12 protein-coding genes and 1 pseudogene are annotated in these 16,182 nt (G+C 65.2%); 10 read left to right on the top strand and 3 right to left on the bottom strand.

Annotation, left to right across the window (positions count from 1 at the left end; genetic code table 11):
* Positions 1 to 13 precede the first annotated feature (13 nt).
* From murA to HB778_RS22630, 9 genes and pseudogenes are all read left to right on the top strand, one after another.
* Positions 14 to 1,270: a UDP-N-acetylglucosamine 1-carboxyvinyltransferase gene (gene murA, locus HB778_RS22670; RefSeq protein ID WP_183457112.1), complete on the top strand. Its 1,257-nt coding sequence runs from the start codon at positions 14 to 16 to the stop codon at positions 1,268 to 1,270.
* Positions 1,267 to 2,145, top strand: a complete 879-nt coding sequence (locus HB778_RS22665; protein WP_183457110.1) for an N-acetylglucosamine kinase — start codon at positions 1,267 to 1,269, stop codon at positions 2,143 to 2,145. The genes murA and HB778_RS22665 overlap by 4 nt, the downstream gene beginning before the upstream one ends.
* Positions 2,146 to 2,305: 160 nt before the next feature.
* Positions 2,306 to 3,229 (top strand): N-acetylmuramic acid 6-phosphate etherase, encoded by a 924-nt coding sequence (gene murQ / locus HB778_RS22660; protein ID WP_183457108.1) that lies wholly within the window; start codon positions 2,306 to 2,308, stop codon positions 3,227 to 3,229.
* A 99-nt stretch (positions 3,230 to 3,328) separates the two neighbouring features.
* Positions 3,329 to 4,846, top strand: a complete 1,518-nt coding sequence (locus HB778_RS22655; RefSeq protein ID WP_183457106.1) for an ABC transporter substrate-binding protein — start codon at positions 3,329 to 3,331, stop codon at positions 4,844 to 4,846.
* A 34-nt stretch (positions 4,847 to 4,880) separates the two neighbouring features.
* Complete coding sequence (locus HB778_RS22650; protein ID WP_183457104.1) at positions 4,881 to 5,840, top strand: ABC transporter permease; 960 nt, start codon at positions 4,881 to 4,883, stop codon at positions 5,838 to 5,840.
* Positions 5,840 to 6,679 (top strand): ABC transporter permease, encoded by an 840-nt coding sequence (locus HB778_RS22645; RefSeq protein WP_183457102.1) that lies wholly within the window; start codon positions 5,840 to 5,842, stop codon positions 6,677 to 6,679. The genes HB778_RS22650 and HB778_RS22645 overlap by 1 nt, the downstream gene beginning before the upstream one ends.
* Positions 6,676 to 8,424 (top strand): ABC transporter ATP-binding protein, encoded by a 1,749-nt coding sequence (locus HB778_RS22640; protein ID WP_183457100.1) that lies wholly within the window; start codon positions 6,676 to 6,678, stop codon positions 8,422 to 8,424. The genes HB778_RS22645 and HB778_RS22640 overlap by 4 nt, the downstream gene beginning before the upstream one ends.
* A 222-nt stretch (positions 8,425 to 8,646) precedes the next feature.
* Positions 8,647 to 9,645, top strand: a complete 999-nt coding sequence (locus HB778_RS22635) for a serine hydrolase domain-containing protein (protein ID WP_183457098.1) — start codon at positions 8,647 to 8,649, stop codon at positions 9,643 to 9,645.
* Between the two features lie 10 nt (positions 9,646 to 9,655).
* Positions 9,656 to 10,772: pseudogene (locus HB778_RS22630) on the top strand (anhydro-N-acetylmuramic acid kinase).
* On the opposite strand, the gene HB778_RS22625 reads toward HB778_RS22630, so the two are convergent.
* The 3 genes from HB778_RS22625 to HB778_RS22615 form a co-directional block, all read right to left on the bottom strand.
* Positions 10,769 to 11,191, bottom strand: coding sequence for a GNAT family N-acetyltransferase (locus HB778_RS22625; RefSeq protein WP_183457096.1), 423 nt, complete (start codon positions 11,189 to 11,191; stop codon positions 10,769 to 10,771). The pseudogene HB778_RS22630 and the gene HB778_RS22625 sit on opposite strands and share 4 nt — an antisense overlap.
* 63 nt (positions 11,192 to 11,254) lie before the next feature.
* The gene (locus tag HB778_RS22620; protein WP_183457094.1) at positions 11,255 to 12,640 is read right to left on the bottom strand and encodes a sigma-54-dependent transcriptional regulator; all 1,386 of its coding nucleotides are present in this window, start codon (positions 12,638 to 12,640) and stop codon (positions 11,255 to 11,257) included.
* Complete coding sequence (locus HB778_RS22615; protein ID WP_183457092.1) at positions 12,637 to 14,457, bottom strand: sensor histidine kinase; 1,821 nt, start codon at positions 14,455 to 14,457, stop codon at positions 12,637 to 12,639. Before HB778_RS22615 ends, HB778_RS22620 begins: the two co-directional genes overlap by 4 nt.
* Before the next feature lie 346 nt (positions 14,458 to 14,803).
* On the opposite strand from HB778_RS22615, the gene HB778_RS22610 reads away from it, so the two are divergent.
* On the top strand, positions 14,804 to 16,132 hold the full coding sequence (locus tag HB778_RS22610) for a dicarboxylate/amino acid:cation symporter (protein WP_183457091.1): 1,329 nt from the start codon (positions 14,804 to 14,806) through the stop codon (positions 16,130 to 16,132).
* Positions 16,133 to 16,182: the final 50 nt, after the last annotated feature.

Below are 16,182 nucleotides of genomic sequence, written 5' to 3'. Positions count from 1 at the left end.
CAAGGGTTCAGCCATGGACAGATTGCGGATCGTCGGCGGACGAAGACTGGAAGGCGCGGTCACCATTTCAGGCGCCAAGAACGCCGCTCTGCCGCAGATCGCGGCTGCCCTGCTCAGCCCCTACCCGCTCGAACTGACCAATCTGCCAGATGTAACCGACGTCGAAAACATGCTCGGCGTGGTGCGGCTTCACGGCGCCGAGGTGACGCGGTCGGCGCATGCCGCGACGATCGACACAAGCGCTGCCGTTTCGAAGGAAACGTCTTATGACACGGTACGCAAAATGCGCGCGACGGTGCTGGTGCTGGCGCCGCTGCTCGCCCGGTTCGGCCATGCCCGGGTTTCGCTGCCGGGCGGCTGCGCGATCGGCGCGCGGCCGGTCGACATGCATGTCGCGGCACTCGCGGCACCGGGTGCAAGGATTGCGATCGAGAACGGCTCCATCGTCGCCTCGGCGCCGAACGGGCTGACCGGCACGCGCATCGTACTCAGTTCGCCGTCGGTCGGGGCAACCGAAACCGCAATGATGGCGGCGACCACGGCCAAGGGCGAAACCGAGATCCTCAACGCGGCGCGCGAACCGGAAGTGGCTGATCTCGCCGCCTGCCTCAACGCCATGGGCGCGCGCATCGAGGGCGCCGGCACGCACCGCATTCTGATCGCCGGCGACACCGGCTGGCATGCGGCCAGGCACGACATCATCCCGGACCGGATCGAGGCCGGCACCTATGCGATCGCCGCGGCGATCACCGGCGGCCAGCTCGAGCTCACCCACGCCCGGCTCGAACATATGGCCTCGGTGGTGCAATTGCTGGAAGCCACCGGCGTCAGCGTCTGGCCCGGCGACCGCGGGCTCATCGTCTCGCGCGAGCGGCCGCTCAAGGCCGCCGACCTCACGACGGAACCCTATCCGGGTTTTCCGACCGACCTGCAGGCGCAGTTCATGGCGCTGATGTGTTGCGCCGAGGGCGCATCGCTGCTGCGCGAAACCATTTTCGAGAACCGCTTCATGCATGTGCCGGAGCTGATGCGGCTCGGCGCCAACATCAAGCTGCAAGGCACCATGGCGCTGGTGCGCGGCGGCGAGAAACTGCATGGCGCTCAAGTCATGGCCACCGACCTGCGCGCCTCGGTGTCGCTGGTGTTGGCGGCGCTGGTCAGCGAAGGCGAGACGATCATCAACCGCGTCTATCATCTCGATCGCGGCTATGAGCAGTTGGATCGCAAGCTGCGCCTTTGCGGCGCCGACATCGAGCGGCTGAGCGCATGAGCGGCGTGGACTATTTCCTCGGCGTCGATGGCGGCGGCACCGGCTGCCGGGCCCGCATCGAGGATGCGGCGGGAACCGTGCTGGGACAGGGCCTGTCAGGCCCGGCGACAACGCGGCTCGGGATCGACGCGGCCTGGGCTTCCATTGCCAAAGCCTTTGGCGCGGCGATCGAAGAGACAGGCTTCGGGCCGTTCGAGATCGGCCGAATCCGGGCCGGCATCGGCCTCGCCGGCATCGGCCGCAAGGGTGCGCTGGAGGCGTTGCGGGCAATCGCGCATCCCTTTGCCAGCATCGATTTCGTCAGCGACGGCGTTGGCGCCTGCCTTGGCGCGCATTCCGGGCAGGACGGTGCCATCGTCATCGCCGGCACCGGTTCGATCGGCCTTGGCTTCGCCGAGGGGCGCGACCTGCGGGTCGGCGGTTACGGTTTTCCGATCTCTGATGAGGGCAGCGGCGCCGATCTTGGCCTGAAAGCCGTGCAACTGGCTCTGCGCGCCCATGACGGCCGGCACGAGCGGACAGCGCTGCTGGCGGAGGTGATGCAGCGCTTCGAGGGCGACCCGATGGAGGCCGTCGCCTGGATGGACCGCGCCAGCGCCACGGATTACGCCGCGTTGGCGCCGATGGTGATGCGCCATGCCGACCAGGGCGATCCCGCCGGACGGCGCATCGTGCAAAGTGCCGCCGAGCAGATCGACACGCTGGTGCGGGTGCTGTTCGAAAAAGGCGCGCCGCGCGTGACCTTGCTGGGCGGCCTCGCCAGCCCGCTCGAACCCTGGCTTTCGCCCGATGTGCGGCGCCGTCTGAAGCCCGCCGACGGTGACGCCGTGTCCGGTGCGATCATCCTTGCCAAACGGTCGCTCTGTACACAGTAAGTTTCGCGGGAGTTGGAATAAAATATTCCAATCTCCTGTTGACGATACGAATATCCAATTCTAAAAAGTTAACAAAGAAAAATGCGATGACGGACCCAAGGTCCGTGTTCCCTGGCGCCCATTGAGCCATGCCGGGCAGCAGAATTTTGAAGGCACTGGAATGACCGAGCAAGGATTGATGTCTGAGCTGGACCTGCTGGTTTCCGAAGGCCGTAACCCGCGGACGATGGATATCGACCTGCTGCCGACCATCGATGTGCTGCGCAAGATCAATGATGAGGACAGGATTGTTCCGGCGGCTGTCGAAAAGGTGCTGCCGGAAATCGCCGCCGCGGTCGATCGTATCGTGCTTGCCTTCCAGAAAGGCGCGCGGCTGATCTATATCGGCGCCGGCACCAGCGGCCGGCTCGGGGTTCTCGATGCTTCGGAGTGTCCGCCCACTTTCGGCGTGCCCGAAGGCATGGTTGTCGGCCTGATCGCCGGCGGTCCCGATGCCCTGGTGCGGTCGCTGGAAGGCGCCGAAGACGATCCGAAAATGGGCGCGCAGGCGCTGCAGGAGATCGGGCTCACAGCGGACGACATTGTCGTCGGCATCGCGGTCAGCGGGCGTACGCCCTATGTCATCGGTGGGCTGAACTATGCGAAACGGGTGGGTGCCGCCACGGTCGCCCTGTCCTGCAATCCGGCCTCGACCATTGCCGGCATCGCCGACATCGCCATCTCGCCGGTCGTCGGCCCCGAAGTGCTCACCGGCTCGACCCGGCTGAAATCGGGAACCGCGCAGAAGCTGGTGCTCAACATGCTGACCACGGCCTCGATGATCCGCATCGGCAAGAGTTTTCAGAATCTGATGGTCGACCTCAACCCGTCCAACAAGAAACTGGTGGCAAGGGCAACCAGGATGGTCATGCAGACGACGGGCTGCACGGCGCAGCAGGCCAAACAGGCGCTCCAGCAAACCGGGAATGACGTGAAGCTAGCGATCCTGGTGACGATCACTGGCCTTGATGTCGAGGCGGCGCGGGCTGCCCTCGGCAAGGCCGGAGGCTTCCTGCGAAAGGCAATCAGCGACAAGACGGCCTAAGGCCGCATAGAACTGGGCCGATACTCCGAAGCATGTGTGTCTTGGAAGCGGTCGGCAGAAACTGCAAGGCATCAAGTCAAATCATAATGGGAGACGAAAATGACAAGGCATCTCACAAGAACATTGCTGTCGGGCATCACGGTTGCCGCGATGCTCGGCATGGCCACGGTTTCAACACAGGCGGCAACGCTGCATATGGCCTGGTCGCAGGACGCCACCGGCCTTGATCCGCACAAGCAGACGGCGTTTTCGTCGCTGCGGCTTTTGGAACTGATCTATGAGCCGCTGGTGCGAGTCGACGCCAGCCTGCAGATCATCCCGGCAATCGCCACATCCTGGGAATTCTCCAAGGACGGCAAGGAACTGACCTTCAAGCTCGATCCCAAGGCGAAATTCCAGGACGGTACGGCGGTGACCTCGGCCGACGTCAAGGCCTCGTTCGAGCGCATCCTCGACGAGAAGACTGGGGCGGCCGCTCGCGCCAACTTCCTGTCGATCGCCAGCATCGACACGCCGGATGCGGCGACCGTCGTGTTCCATCTGTCGCAGCCCGACGTGCCGATCCTGACGGCGATGAGCGACGTCAACGCTGCCATCGTTCCGGCCAGCGAAATCAAGGCCGGCTCGATCGGCACCAAGGCGGTTGGCTCAGGTCCGTTCAAGCTCGACAAATGGGATCCCAACGCCAAGGAAGTCTTGAGCGCCAACAAGGACTGGGCCGGCGGCGCGACCGGTGTCGACGGCATCGAGATCAGCGTGCTGCCGGACGAAGCGGCGATCCTGGCCGCCATGCGCACCAAGCAGATCGATTTCGCGCTGCTCAACGACCCGCTGGTCGCGACGCTGGTGCCGAAGGAAGCCAGCCTGCAACTGAACCGCGTGCCCGTGCTCGCCTATCACGTGCTGCAGCTCAACCCGTCGCGCAAGCCGATGACCGAGCTCAAGGTGCGCCAGGCGATCTCCTGCGCCATCGACCGGCAGGAGGTGCTGGACACCGCCTCGCTCGGCGAAGGCAAGGTCACCGGACCGCTGACCATCCCGGCGCTGGCGACCGATCCGATCCAGCTGTTCTGCTACAAGCGCGATGTCGAAAAGGCCAAGAAGCTGATGGCCGAGGCCGGCTTTGCCGACGGCTTTTCGGCGACCGTGATCGGCGCCACCGGCGAGCCGCCGACGGCGGCGGCGGAGGCCCAGGTCATCCAGTCGCAGCTCGCTGAAATCGGCGTCAAGCTCGACATCAAGATGATGGAGCTCAACGTCTATGTCGACGCCTGGCTGAAGGGCGATTTCGACATGGCGATCGCGCTCAATGGCGGCCGCGCCGACCCCTACACCATGTACAACCGCTACTGGACCAAATCAGGCAATCTGCAGAAGGTGGCGAACTACATCGACGACACTCTGGACAGCCAGATGCAGCAGGGCCGCGCCGAGACCGACCCGGCCAAGCGCAAGGCGATCTTCGCCGAGTTCGAGAAGCACCTCGCCGAGATGTCGCCATGGATCTGGCTCTACACGTCCTACAGCTACACAGCCCAGCAGAAGAACATCGCCGGCTTCGTGCCGACGCCGACCGGCACGCTGTTCAGCCTGAGCAAGGTTACCATCCAGCAGTAGCCGCGGCAGGCATTGGGCGAGAGGACTTCTTCGCGTGAACTATCTGATGCGACGACTGGCGACGTTTCCTCTCGTCCTGTTTGGCGTGTCCGTCCTGGTCTTCGTGGCGATCCGGATGGTCCCCGGCGATTCGATCACGGCGATGCTGGGCACCGAAGCCGGGCTGCTGACGCCGGCACAGCGGGATTCGCTCGCCGCCTATTTCGGCATCGACCAGCCCTGGTTCGTCCAGTACTGGCGCTGGATCGGCGGCATCCTGCACGGCAATTTCGGCATTTCGGTCACCTATGGCAGGCCGGTGCTCGATGTCATCCTCGAACGCTTCCCACTGACGCTCGAGCTGGCCGTCCTGTCGATGATCATCGCGCTTGCCGTCGGCATGCCGGCAGGCATCTACGCCGCGACGCACAATGAGAAACTGTCCGACCTGGGGGTGCGTATCGCCGCCATGATCGGCCAGTCGACGCCGAGCTTCGTGCTTGGCCTTTTGATCATCTACACGCTGTCGGCCGGCTTTGGCGTGCTGCCGGCGATGGGCGAATTCGCACCGCTCAGGCAGGATCCCTTGCGCAATCTCAGCCAGTTGATCCTGCCCGCCATCACGCTTGGCTTTGCCTTTGCCGCTTCGGTCACGCGCATATCGCGTTCGGCCATGCTCGACGTGTTGAGTGACGACTATGTGCGCACCGCGCGCAGTAAGGGCGCCTCGGCGCGCAGCGTCATCTGGCGGCATGCGCTTCCTAACGCGCTGATCCCGGTCGTGACGTTGAGCGGCATCGAGTTCGGCTACCTCCTGGGCGGCGCCGTCATCGTCGAGCAGATCTATGCCTTGCCCGGCCTCGGCCGCATGGTGCTGGACGCTATCCTGCAGCGCGACTACGCGCTGGTGCAAGGAGCCGTGCTGTTCATCGCCTTCAATTTCATGATCGTCAATCTCCTGGTCGACCTCGCCTATGTCGCGCTCGATCCGCGCATCCGGCTGGGAGAGCAGTGATGCGCATCCTGCGCGCCATCTTCGGCCACGGCAGCGGCCGCATCGGCGGCGTCATTGTCGGCATCTATTTGCTGATCGCCATCCTCGGCCTGGTCGGGCTGACGCCGCACAACCCGATCACACAGTTCCGCGTCGACCGGCTGCACGCGCCCAATGGCGCCTACTGGATGGGCACCGATTTGTTCGGTCGCGACGTCGCCAGCCGGCTGATGGCCGGCATCGGCCAATCCTTCACGGTCGCCTTCTTCTCGGTGGCCTTCGCCACTCTTGCCGGCACGGTGCTCGGGCTGGCGGCGGCCTGGCTCGGGCGCCGCTGGGATGGCGTGGTGATGCGGATCATGGACGTGCTGCTGGCCTTCCCCGCCATCCTTCTGGCCCTGCTCATCGTCACTGTCGCCGGGCCGGGCACATGGACCAGCGTCGTCGCCATCGGCATCGTCTACACGCCGATCTTCACCCGCGTGGTCCGCGGCCCTGCCCTCTCACTCAAAGCACGCGAATTCGTCGACGCCGCGCGCACCTTCGGCAGCAGCTCGTTCTACATCGTCACGCGCCATTTGCTGCTCAATCTGGTGGCACCGTTGACGGTGCAGGTGACGCTGGCGCTGGCCTGGGCGCTGCTCACCGAAGCCGGCCTGAGCTTCCTCGGCCTCGGCACGCAGCCGCCCGCCGCCTCGCTCGGCCTGATGCTGAGCGACAGCCGCAATCTGATGGAAACCGCGCCCTGGCTGATGATCTTTCCAGGCCTGACCATCATGATCAGCATCCTCGGCTTCAACCTGCTTGGGGATGCCTTGCGCGATATCCTCGACCCCAGGATGCGGAGGGCGCCGGCATGACGCCCCTTCTGTCGGTCAGCGACCTTCGCGTCGGCTTCGGCCGCGACCGCCAAGCCAATGAGGTGGTGCGCGGCGTCAGCTTCGATCTGGCTGATGGCGAAACACTGGCCATTGTCGGTGAAAGCGGTTCGGGTAAATCCGTCACCGCGCTGTCGATCAACCGTCTCATTGATTTCGGCGGCGGTCGCATCATCGGCGGTTCGATGAAATTGAAGCGGGCCGACGGCAGCCTGTTCGACCTGATGGGAGCCACCGAACCTCAGCTGACCGGCATTCGCGGCGCCGAGATCGGCATGATCTTCCAGGAACCGATGACCTCGCTCAATCCGGTGCTGACCATCGGCACGCAGATCGAGGAATCGTTCCGGCTGCATCGAGGCCTCACAGGCCGGCAGGCTACTGCAGCGGCCAAGGATGCGCTCGACCGGGTGCGCATTCCCGATGCCGCACGGCGGTTGAAATACACACCCAACCAGCTGTCGGGCGGCATGCTGCAAAGGGTGATGATCGCCATAGCGCTCGCCTGCAATCCTCGCCTGCTGATCGCCGACGAGCCGACGACGGCGCTCGACGTCACCGTGCAGGCGCAGATCATGGCGCTGCTGGCCGAGTTGAAGCGCGAGACCGGCATGTCGATGATCTTCATCACCCATGATATCGGCCTGGTTGCCGGCATCGCCGACAAGGTGATGGTGATGCAGAACGGGCAGGCCGTGGAGCAAGGCGAACTGAACCAGATCCTCGACAGGCCGCAGCACCCTTACACGCAGCATCTGCTGCGGGATGTGCCGCATTTCGCCAACGGAAGCGCCGCGCGTGTCGACGGCCAGCGCGACAAGGGCGAGCACATGAAACCCGCGCTGAAGGTCGACGGCCTCGTCGTGCGGTTCCCTCTCAAGAGCAATTTCTTCAGCCGCGCCACCGGTGCGGTGCACGCCGTCGACGGCATCGATTTCGACCTGATGCCGGGCGAGACGCTGGCCATCGTCGGCGAGAGCGGTTCGGGCAAATCGACCACCGCGAAGGCGGTGCTCGGGCTGGTCCGTTCAACGCGCGGGAGCTTCTCGGTCGGCGCTCGGGCGGCCTCGGCGGAGCACAGCGCCAAGCCGGTGCAGATGGTGTTCCAGAACCCCTATGCCTCGCTCAATCCCAGACTGACCATCGAAAGCATCCTGGCCGAGCCGGTGATCGCCACCGGTGGCCGTGTGGATGCCGAGACGCGCGCCAGGATGGCGAGCCTGCTGGAACGTGTCGGCCTGCCCGTGAATAGCCTTCAGCGCTATCCCCATGAATTCTCCGGCGGCCAGCGGCAGAGACTGTGCATTGCCCGCGCGCTGATGCTCAACCCGTCCGTGGTCGTGCTCGATGAAGCGGTGTCGGCGCTCGACGTTTCGGTCCAGGCCAAGGTGCTGGAGCTGCTGGTCGACCTGCAGCGCGAGTTTGGGCTGGCCTATCTTTTCATCTCGCACGACATGGCGGTGGTCGAGCGGATCGCGCATCGCATCGCCGTCATCTATGCGGGCCAGATCGTCGAGATCGGCGATGCGGCTTCGGTGCTGTCTGAGCCGAAGCATTCCTATACGAAGAAACTCATTGCCGCCGTTCCGACCATCGACCGGCGGCGCGAGCATTTCGAACTGGACACGCGCCAAGTGCCTTCACTGGTGCGCCCGCAAGGTTTCGAGCCGGCGCCGGCGCGGTGGGAGCAATTTGGGCCGGATCATCGAGCGAGGGTTGAAGGGTGATGGCCCTCGAATGTCAGCGGTTGGCGGGACAGCGCCCCCCTCTGCCCTGCCGGGCATCTCCCCCACTAGGGTGGAGATCGGATGTCGTCGCAGCTTTCGCCAATCTCCAACGTTGGAAGGTTGGCGGAACATCAAAGCTGCTGATCTCCCCCTGGTGGGGGAGATGTCCGGCAGGACAGAGGGGGGCGCCAAGGATCGCAGCCTCTCTAGTGGAGGCCGGCATTGAGCGCCCTCGCCCAGCTATTCGACCGCGCGTTCGCGCCGCTCGAAGCCGCAGTGTCCAGCAAGCGCATTCCCGGCGGCGTGCTCGGCATTGTCGACAGCAATGGCCACCGCATCACCAGGGCAATCGGCTCGGCGCAACTTGTGCCGAAGCAGCGACCGATGACCGCCGAGACCTGGTTCGACCTGGCGTCCCTGACCAAGGTGATCTTTACCACGCCGCGCATTCTGGCGCTGGCCGAAGACGGCGTCATCGATCTCGACGCGCCACTGATCTCGGTGCTGCCGGACCTTCGCCAGTATGATGCCGAGGCCTGGGAGCGAAAGGTGACGTTCCGCCAGTGCCTTGGCCATCAGACGCCCTTCCCGGCCGTCGAGCCGATCTACACTTACGGACGCGACCCAGACCTGCTGCGCGCCTTCATCCTGCAGCGCGAATGGCGGGCGCGTGACCTGGTCTATTCCGACATCAACTTCATCCTGCTCGGCTTTGCGCTCGAGCGGCTGTCGGGGAAAACGATCCGCGACATGGATCCCGGCCTCGGATTCGCATGGTCCACGGAGCCCGACGCCGCCGCGGCGACCGAGGACTGCACCTGGCGTCACCGCGTCCTGTCCGGCGAGGTGCACGACGACAACTGCTCTGCGCTGCAGGGCGCCGGTCATGCCGGCCTGTTTGGAACAGCCGCTTCGGTACTGGATTTCGCGCATGGGCTGCTGACCGGCGCATCCGAGCTTTCGACCGCCCTGATGCGCACGTCCTTGTCTACCACACGCACCCATGGCTGGGAGCGCCCTTGTAAGGGCTGGTCCGGCGGGGCCTTGTGCAGCCCTGGAACCATCGGCCACACCGGCTTTACCGGCACGGGACTGTGGGTCGATTTCGACAGCGGCAAGGCCTGGACCTTGCTCACCAACCGGATCCATCCGACACGTCATTTCGACAGCGGAATCGTTCAGCTTCGGCAAGCGGTCGGCGATCTCGTCAATGGACTTTAGGAGCTAGATGATGGAACCAATCTGGGCCGTCGGCCTGATGACCGGCACCGTGCTTGACGGCAATATCGACGTCGCGCTGATCAAGACCGATGGCGAACGCATCGAGGATTTCGGCACCTACCGGCTGATGCCTTACGCCCAGTCGATCCGGTCGCTGCTGGAAGAGACGCTGACGGCGGCCAGAGCCTGGAATTTTGTCGGGCCGGAACCGGCGATCTTCCGCAAGGCGGAGGAAGCGCTGACGCGCGCGCAGTCGGCGGCGGTCAAGGAATTGGTCGAGGGCTACGGCATGACGATGGCCGATATCGGCGTCGTCGGCTTTCACGGCCAGACGGTGCTGCATCGCGCGCCGCAGGTCGGACGGATTGGCCAGACGCGGCAATTGGGCGACGGCGAGCTGATGCACAGCATACTGGGCACCAAGGTCGCCTATGATTTCCGCTCGGCCGACATGCGCGCCGGCGGGCAAGGCGCGCCCCCTGGCGGCTGCCTATCACACCGCGCTGATGCGCAGCGCGGGCGCCAGTGGCGAAGTGGCCGTGCTCAATCTCGGCGGCGTCGCCAACATCACCTGGTGGGACGGCGCCGACAATGTCGTTGCCTTCGACACCGGCCCCGCCAACGCGCCGCTCAACGATTTCATCAAGTCGAAGGGCCTCGGCGACATGGATCGCGACGGCGCGCTTGGCCGCGCGGGAACGGTCGACGAAGCCCGGCTCGCCAAGCTGTTGCAGCATCCTTATCTGACCAAGCCCTACCCCAAGTCGCTGGACCGCTTCGACTTCGGCGCCGCCATGGCCGACGGCCTGAATGCCGAGGATGGTGCGGCCCTGCTCACCGCCTTCACGGCCGGCGCCATCGGCAAGGCGCTCGACCTCTTGCCAACCCGGCCGAAGAAATTGGTGGTCAGCGGTGGCGGCCGCCACAATCCGACGATGATGGCAATGCTCGCCAGCCGCGCCGGCGTCGAGGTGGTGCAGGCCGAAAGCCTCGGCTGGAGCGGCGATGCGGTGGAAGCCGAGTGTTTCGCCTTCCTCGCGGTGCGCGTGCTGCGCGGCCTGCCGATCAGTTTTCCAAGCACCACCGGCGCACCGCAGCCGATGCGCGGCGGAAGACTGGCAGGTTAAGCCAGCCTCTTCTGCAGGAAGATGCGGCTGCGGCCGACGGGGAAATCGGCCAGCGTTCCGAAGGGCTGATAGCCCTGGCGCTGGTAGACCTTGGCGGCGTTGGGATTGAAGGTGTCGATCCAGGCGTTGTTGCAACCGCGCGCCACGGCCTCCTTCTCGGCCGCATCCAGCATCTGGCCGGCCATTTGCTGGCCGCGCAGCCTTTCATCGACCCACAGCCATTGCACGTAGAGCCAGCCCCACGCCGTGTAACCCGAAATCCCGGCAACGACCGCGCCAGCCTCGTCGCGCACGAACACCGCGAGCGCCTTTCTTTCCGACGCACCGACATCGCCGTCGTTGAACGCCGTCAGCTGTTCGCTGAGAAAGGTGAGGTCTTGCGGCAAGGGGTTTGCCGTTGTTTCGAGGGTCGTGTTCATGGCTCTTTCCGGAAGGCTCGGCTGGATGGGATGAACAGTTATGAGGCGTGAGGCCGGCGCAATCTATGTCTGCTCTCGAACAGGGTGCGGATCGCCGCCATTGCGGAACTCGGACGCGGCAATGCCGTAGCGCTTGAGCTTGTCGTAAAACGTCTTGCGCGGCACGCCGAGCGCGTCGATAGCGCCGCGCACGTCACCGCCATGGTCGCGCAGCGCATCGCGGATGAGCTGCGCCTCGTAGTGGCCGACGCGTTCGGGCAGCGAGGCCGCTGGCTCCGCCGATTGCGGGGAGACCGCCCTCATCTCGTCGTCCGGGCCGAGGCCAAGGGCGACGCGATCGGCGAAATGGGCGAGTTCGCGGACATTGCCCGGCCATGCATGCGCCTGGAGATGGTCACTGACCGCGGCGTTCATTTTGGCGACGGGCCGACCGAAGCGCTCGGCGGCCTTGCCGAGGAAATGGCCGAACAGCATCGGGATGTCGCCGCGCCGCTCGCGCAAAGGCGGAATGCGCAGCGTCACCACGTTGAGCCGGAAATAGAGGTCCTCGCGAAAATCACCGCGCTGGTCGGGCCGGCCGAGATCGACCTTCGTCGCCGCCACGACCCTCAGATCGAGGCGCCGGATCTCGTTCGAGCCGAGCGGTGTGAGGCTGCGCGTTTCAAGCACCCGCAGCAGCTTGACCTGGAGAGCCGGCGGCATGGATTCGATCTCGTCGAGGAACAGCGTGCCGCCGCTGGAATGCTCGACACGGCCGATCCGCCGCCGCTGCGCGCCGGTGAATGCGCCGGCCTCGTGGCCGAACAGCTCGCTTTCGATGACGGTCTCCGGCAGGGCACCGCAATTCAGCGCCACGAAGGGTTTGGCCCGGCGCCGGCCCCACCGATGCAAGAGGTCGGCCACTACTTCCTTGCCGGTTCCGGTCTCGCCTTCCACCAGCACGTCGACATCCATGTCGGCGATCTGCCGCAAGGTCTCGCGCAGCCGGCGGATGGCGGGCGCTTCGCCGATCAGCGGCAGGCCGTCGGCGGCCAGCGCGGCGGCTTCGCGCAGCCGCCGGTTCTCCATCACCAGCCGCCGCTTTTCGCTCGCCCGTTTCAGCGCCTCGACAAGGCGGTCGCCAGCATAGGGTTTTGGGATGAAATCGTAGACGCCGTCCTTGAGCGCGGCGACGGCAAGATCGACATCGCCATGGCCGGTGACCAGGATCACCGGTATATCAGGGTCGATCGCCTTGATGCGGTCGAACAGCTGCAGCCCGTTCATGCCCGGCATGCGGATGTCGCTGACGACCACGCCGTCGAAGTCCCTGTCGACGACAGCTAGTGCGGTTTCAGCGGCATCGCGGGCGACCACAGTGAAGCCGGCAAGTTCGAGCAATTGCGTGGTGGCGTGCAGCAGGTCGGCATCGTCGTCGACGAGTGCGACCAACCCTGATTTGTCGGTCATTCTATTCGCCTCAAATCGATGGTGAAGGATGCGCCTTTGACGCTTTCGGGATCGAGCCGCAAGGTGCCGCCCAATTCCTGGGCGATCTCCTGCGAGATCACCAGCCCGAGGCCGAGCCCCTTCTCCTTGGTGGTCTGGAACGGCATGAACAGATTGCCGGCCGCTTCTGGCCCGAGGCCGGGGCCGTTGTCGCGCACCGAGATCAACACCCGATCGTCGCGCTCGGCGAGTTCGATCTCGATGCGGGGATCGGGCTGGTCCTTCATTGCGTCCAGCGCATTCTGCAACAGGTTGACCAGGATCTGTTCCAGCCGGATGCGGCTCGCCATCACCATCGGCGATTGGTTGCCTTGCGGCTTGACGATGGTGACGCCGGAATCGCGGATGCGGCCGGACAGCAGCGACAGCGCGCCGTCGATCGCCTCGCGCACCGGCAAGGGCGAAGCGGCGACACCCGGCCGGCGGGCGAAGGTGCGCAGCGTATTGGTGATGGCGCCGATGCGTTCGGTCATCGAGACGATCGATGTCAGATTGCCGCTTGCCGGTTCGGTCTTGCCGGTTTCGAGGAAGCGGCCGGCATTCTCGGCATAGGTGCGGATGGCGGCGACCGGCTGGTTGATCTCATGCGCCACGCCGGCGGCGATCTGGCCCAGGATGGAAAGCCGGTTGGCCTGGGCGAGATCGTCGCGCAGCCGGCGGACCTTGGCCTCGGCATTTTCGCGCTCGGCGATTTCGCCGGCGAGCGCGGTGTTGGAGCGCGTCAGTTCGGCTGTCCGTGTGCTGACCCGGCTTTCGAGTTCGGCATTCATGCGCGCCAGCGCCTCCTGCCGCAGACGGCGGGTGCGGCGGCGCCTTGTGAATACGTAGGCAAGCAGGCCGGTCAGCAGCAGCCCGAGCAGCGTCGTCAACCGCGCCGTGTTGGCGGCGGATGAGAGGGCGGCGTCGGCGGGCGTCAACAGCCAGAGGCGCCAGCCGGGCACCGCACCGGGCAGGTCCTGCACCACCTCGACGAACTGGCGTGGCTTTCCCGAACCGTCGATCGTCGCCAGGTCGTCACCGGCACCGCGCCGTATCGGCAGCGGTTCGAAGGCGGCGTCCGTCAGCTGCAGCTGCTCATGGGCGGCGGCGGCATCCTGGGCGGACAGTGGCGCCAGCGCATGAAACCGCCATTCGGGCTCACTGGTGGCCAGCACGACGCCGCGTTCGTCGGTGACGAAAACCAGGAACCCGCTGGAGCGCCAATTGGCTTCGACACCGTCAAGTTCGACCTTCAACACCGCCACGCCCAGCGGCTTGCCGTTGTCGTCAACGCGGCTCGAAAGATAGAGACCCGGCCGGCCGCTGATTGTGCCGAGCCCATACTGGCTGGCCGCGCCCTTGGCCATGGCCTCGTTGAAATAGTGGCGAAAATTATAGTCGATGCCGACAAAGCTCGTCGGCTCGCCGGCATTGCTGGCCGATATGGCGATGCCCGCCGTGTCGATGACATAGATGGCGGACGCCGAGGCATCGCCGGCAATCGCCTTGAGCTTGTCGTTGAGGGCCGCTTCCTGCATCGTCCCGGCCCGGCGCAGCGCCCCGCGCACGGCATCGTCGCGGGCCAGCACCAGCGGCACCAGGCGCTGCTTTTCGATTTCGCCGGTCAGCGTTCCCGCCGCCAGCGGCAGAGCGGCGAGCGCGCTATCGCGCAAGTCATTGGTCGCCTGGCCGGTGGCGATGCGCCCCGCCATAGCGATTGCGCCCGCCATGATCGCCAGGGCAACAACGACGACAAGCCAGCGGCCATCGCGCAGCCGCGCCACCACCTCGCGCAGCATTTCACGGCCGGCAGACCCTGCTGGACCACTGTCGGTGCCTGCCTGCAGCGTCTGCCCTCTCCTTCTTTCGTTTTGACGCAATTCCCAAGGGAAAGCGCTCACACTTTTCTAGCGGCCTCGCCGTCACTCTAATGCGAAATTCCGCCCAGGCAAACGCCTCGTGTGCGGAAATCCGCACAAGCTTCCGCCGAAGGATGCCGAACAACGCCCGGAATCCCGGGATTCCGTGCTTTCACCTATCTGGCACAGCGCTTGCAAAACTCCTTGCTAGCGGCGGGCGACCGGAACGCCGCGATGGGAGAAGTCACGCAGGGCGGGTTCCGTCCATCCGGCCAGGGAGAGATCGATGCACATCGCAGACCAATCGGGCGCGCCTGCCGCGCAGCGCAAGCCCCTCTATGCCCAACTCTACGTGCAGGTGCTGGTGGCGATCACCGTCGGCATCTTGCTCGGCCACTACTATCCGTCTGTCGGCGAGAGCATGAAGCCGCTCGGCGACGCCTTCATCAAGCTGGTCAAGATGATCATCGCCCCGGTCATCTTCCTGACGGTCGCGACCGGCATCGCCGGCATGAGCGACCTGCAGAAGGTCGGCCGCGTCGCCGGCAAGGCGATGCTCTACTTCCTCACCTTCTCGACGCTGGCGCTGATCATCGGCCTCGTCGTCGCCAATGTCGTTCAGCCGGGCGCCGGCTTCAACATCGACCCGGCCACGCTCGATGCCTCGACCGTCAACACCTATGCCGCCAAAGCGCATGACCAGTCGGTCACCGGCTTCCTGATAAACATCATCCCAAGCACGATCGTCGGCGCCTTCGCCGATGGCGACATCTTGCAGGTGCTGTTCTTCTCGGTGCTGTTCGGCATCGCGCTGGCGCTGGTCGGCGACAGGGGCGCGCCGGTGCTCAACTTCCTGCAGGCGCTGATGGCGCCGATGTTCAAGCTGGTCAGCGTGCTGATGAAGGCAGCCCCGATCGGCGCCTTCGGCGCCATGGCCTTCACCATTGGCAAATACGGCATCGGCTCGGTCATCAACCTCGCCATGCTGGTCGGCACTTTCTACGCGACGTCGCTGCTGTTCGTGTTCGTCGTGCTGGGTGCGGTCTGCCGTTACAACGGCTTCTCCATCCTGTCGCTGCTGCGCTACATCAAGGAAGAGCTGCTGCTGGTGCTGGGCACCTCCTCGTCGGAAGCGGCCCTGCCCTCGCTGATGGAGAAGATGGAAAAGGCCGGCGCCAAGCGCTCGGTGGTCGGACTGGTCATCCCGACCGGCTATTCCTTCAACCTCGACGGCACCAACATCTACATGACGCTTGCCGCGCTGTTCATCGCCCAGGCGACGAACATCCACCTGTCGATGGGCGACCAGATCCTGCTGCTGCTGGTGGCGATGCTCTCGTCCAAAGGTGCCGCCGGCATCACGGGAGCCGGCTTCATCACGCTGGCCGCGACGCTTTCGGTGGTGCCGTCGGTGCCGGTCGCCGGCATGGCGCTGATCCTCGGCGTCGACCGCTTCATGTCGGAATGCCGGGCGCTGACCAACTTCATCGGCAATGCCGTCGCCACGCTGGTTGTCGCCCGCTGGGAAGGCGAGCTCGACGAGGCCAAGCTGGCGAGAGCCCTGGCCGGCACGGCCGACGACAGCCTGCCGGCGGATGTCGTTCCCGCCGAGTAATCCGCGCGGTCGCACACCAAATGGCCGGAGGCATCGCGCCTCCGGCCATT

Source organism: Mesorhizobium huakuii (assembly GCF_014189455.1).
Classification (GTDB): domain Bacteria; phylum Pseudomonadota; class Alphaproteobacteria; order Rhizobiales; family Rhizobiaceae; genus Mesorhizobium; species Mesorhizobium huakuii_A.
The sequence above is the reverse complement of the archived record's forward strand: the minus strand, read 5'-3'. Positions and strand labels throughout refer to the sequence as shown.

What these genes read in the sequence shown, in the direction of transcription:
- murA (WP_183457112.1), top strand. Translation starts at nt 14, where the DNA reads ATGGACAGATTGCGGATCGTCGGCGGACGAAGACTGGAAGGCGCGGTC.
- HB778_RS22665 (WP_183457110.1), top strand. Translation starts at nt 1,267, where the DNA reads ATGAGCGGCGTGGACTATTTCCTCGGCGTCGATGGCGGCGGCACCGGC.
- murQ (WP_183457108.1), top strand. Translation starts at nt 2,306, where the DNA reads ATGACCGAGCAAGGATTGATGTCTGAGCTGGACCTGCTGGTTTCCGAA.
- HB778_RS22655 (WP_183457106.1), top strand. Translation starts at nt 3,329, where the DNA reads ATGACAAGGCATCTCACAAGAACATTGCTGTCGGGCATCACGGTTGCC.
- HB778_RS22645 (WP_183457102.1), top strand. Translation starts at nt 5,840, where the DNA reads ATGCGCATCCTGCGCGCCATCTTCGGCCACGGCAGCGGCCGCATCGGC.
- HB778_RS22640 (WP_183457100.1), top strand. Translation starts at nt 6,676, where the DNA reads ATGACGCCCCTTCTGTCGGTCAGCGACCTTCGCGTCGGCTTCGGCCGC.
- HB778_RS22625 (WP_183457096.1), bottom strand. Translation starts at nt 11,191, where the DNA reads ATGAACACGACCCTCGAAACAACGGCAAACCCCTTGCCGCAAGACCTC.
- HB778_RS22620 (WP_183457094.1), bottom strand. Translation starts at nt 12,640, where the DNA reads ATGACCGACAAATCAGGGTTGGTCGCACTCGTCGACGACGATGCCGAC.
- HB778_RS22615 (WP_183457092.1), bottom strand. Translation starts at nt 14,457, where the DNA reads ATGCTGCGCGAGGTGGTGGCGCGGCTGCGCGATGGCCGCTGGCTTGTC.
- HB778_RS22610 (WP_183457091.1), top strand. Translation starts at nt 14,804, where the DNA reads ATGCACATCGCAGACCAATCGGGCGCGCCTGCCGCGCAGCGCAAGCCC.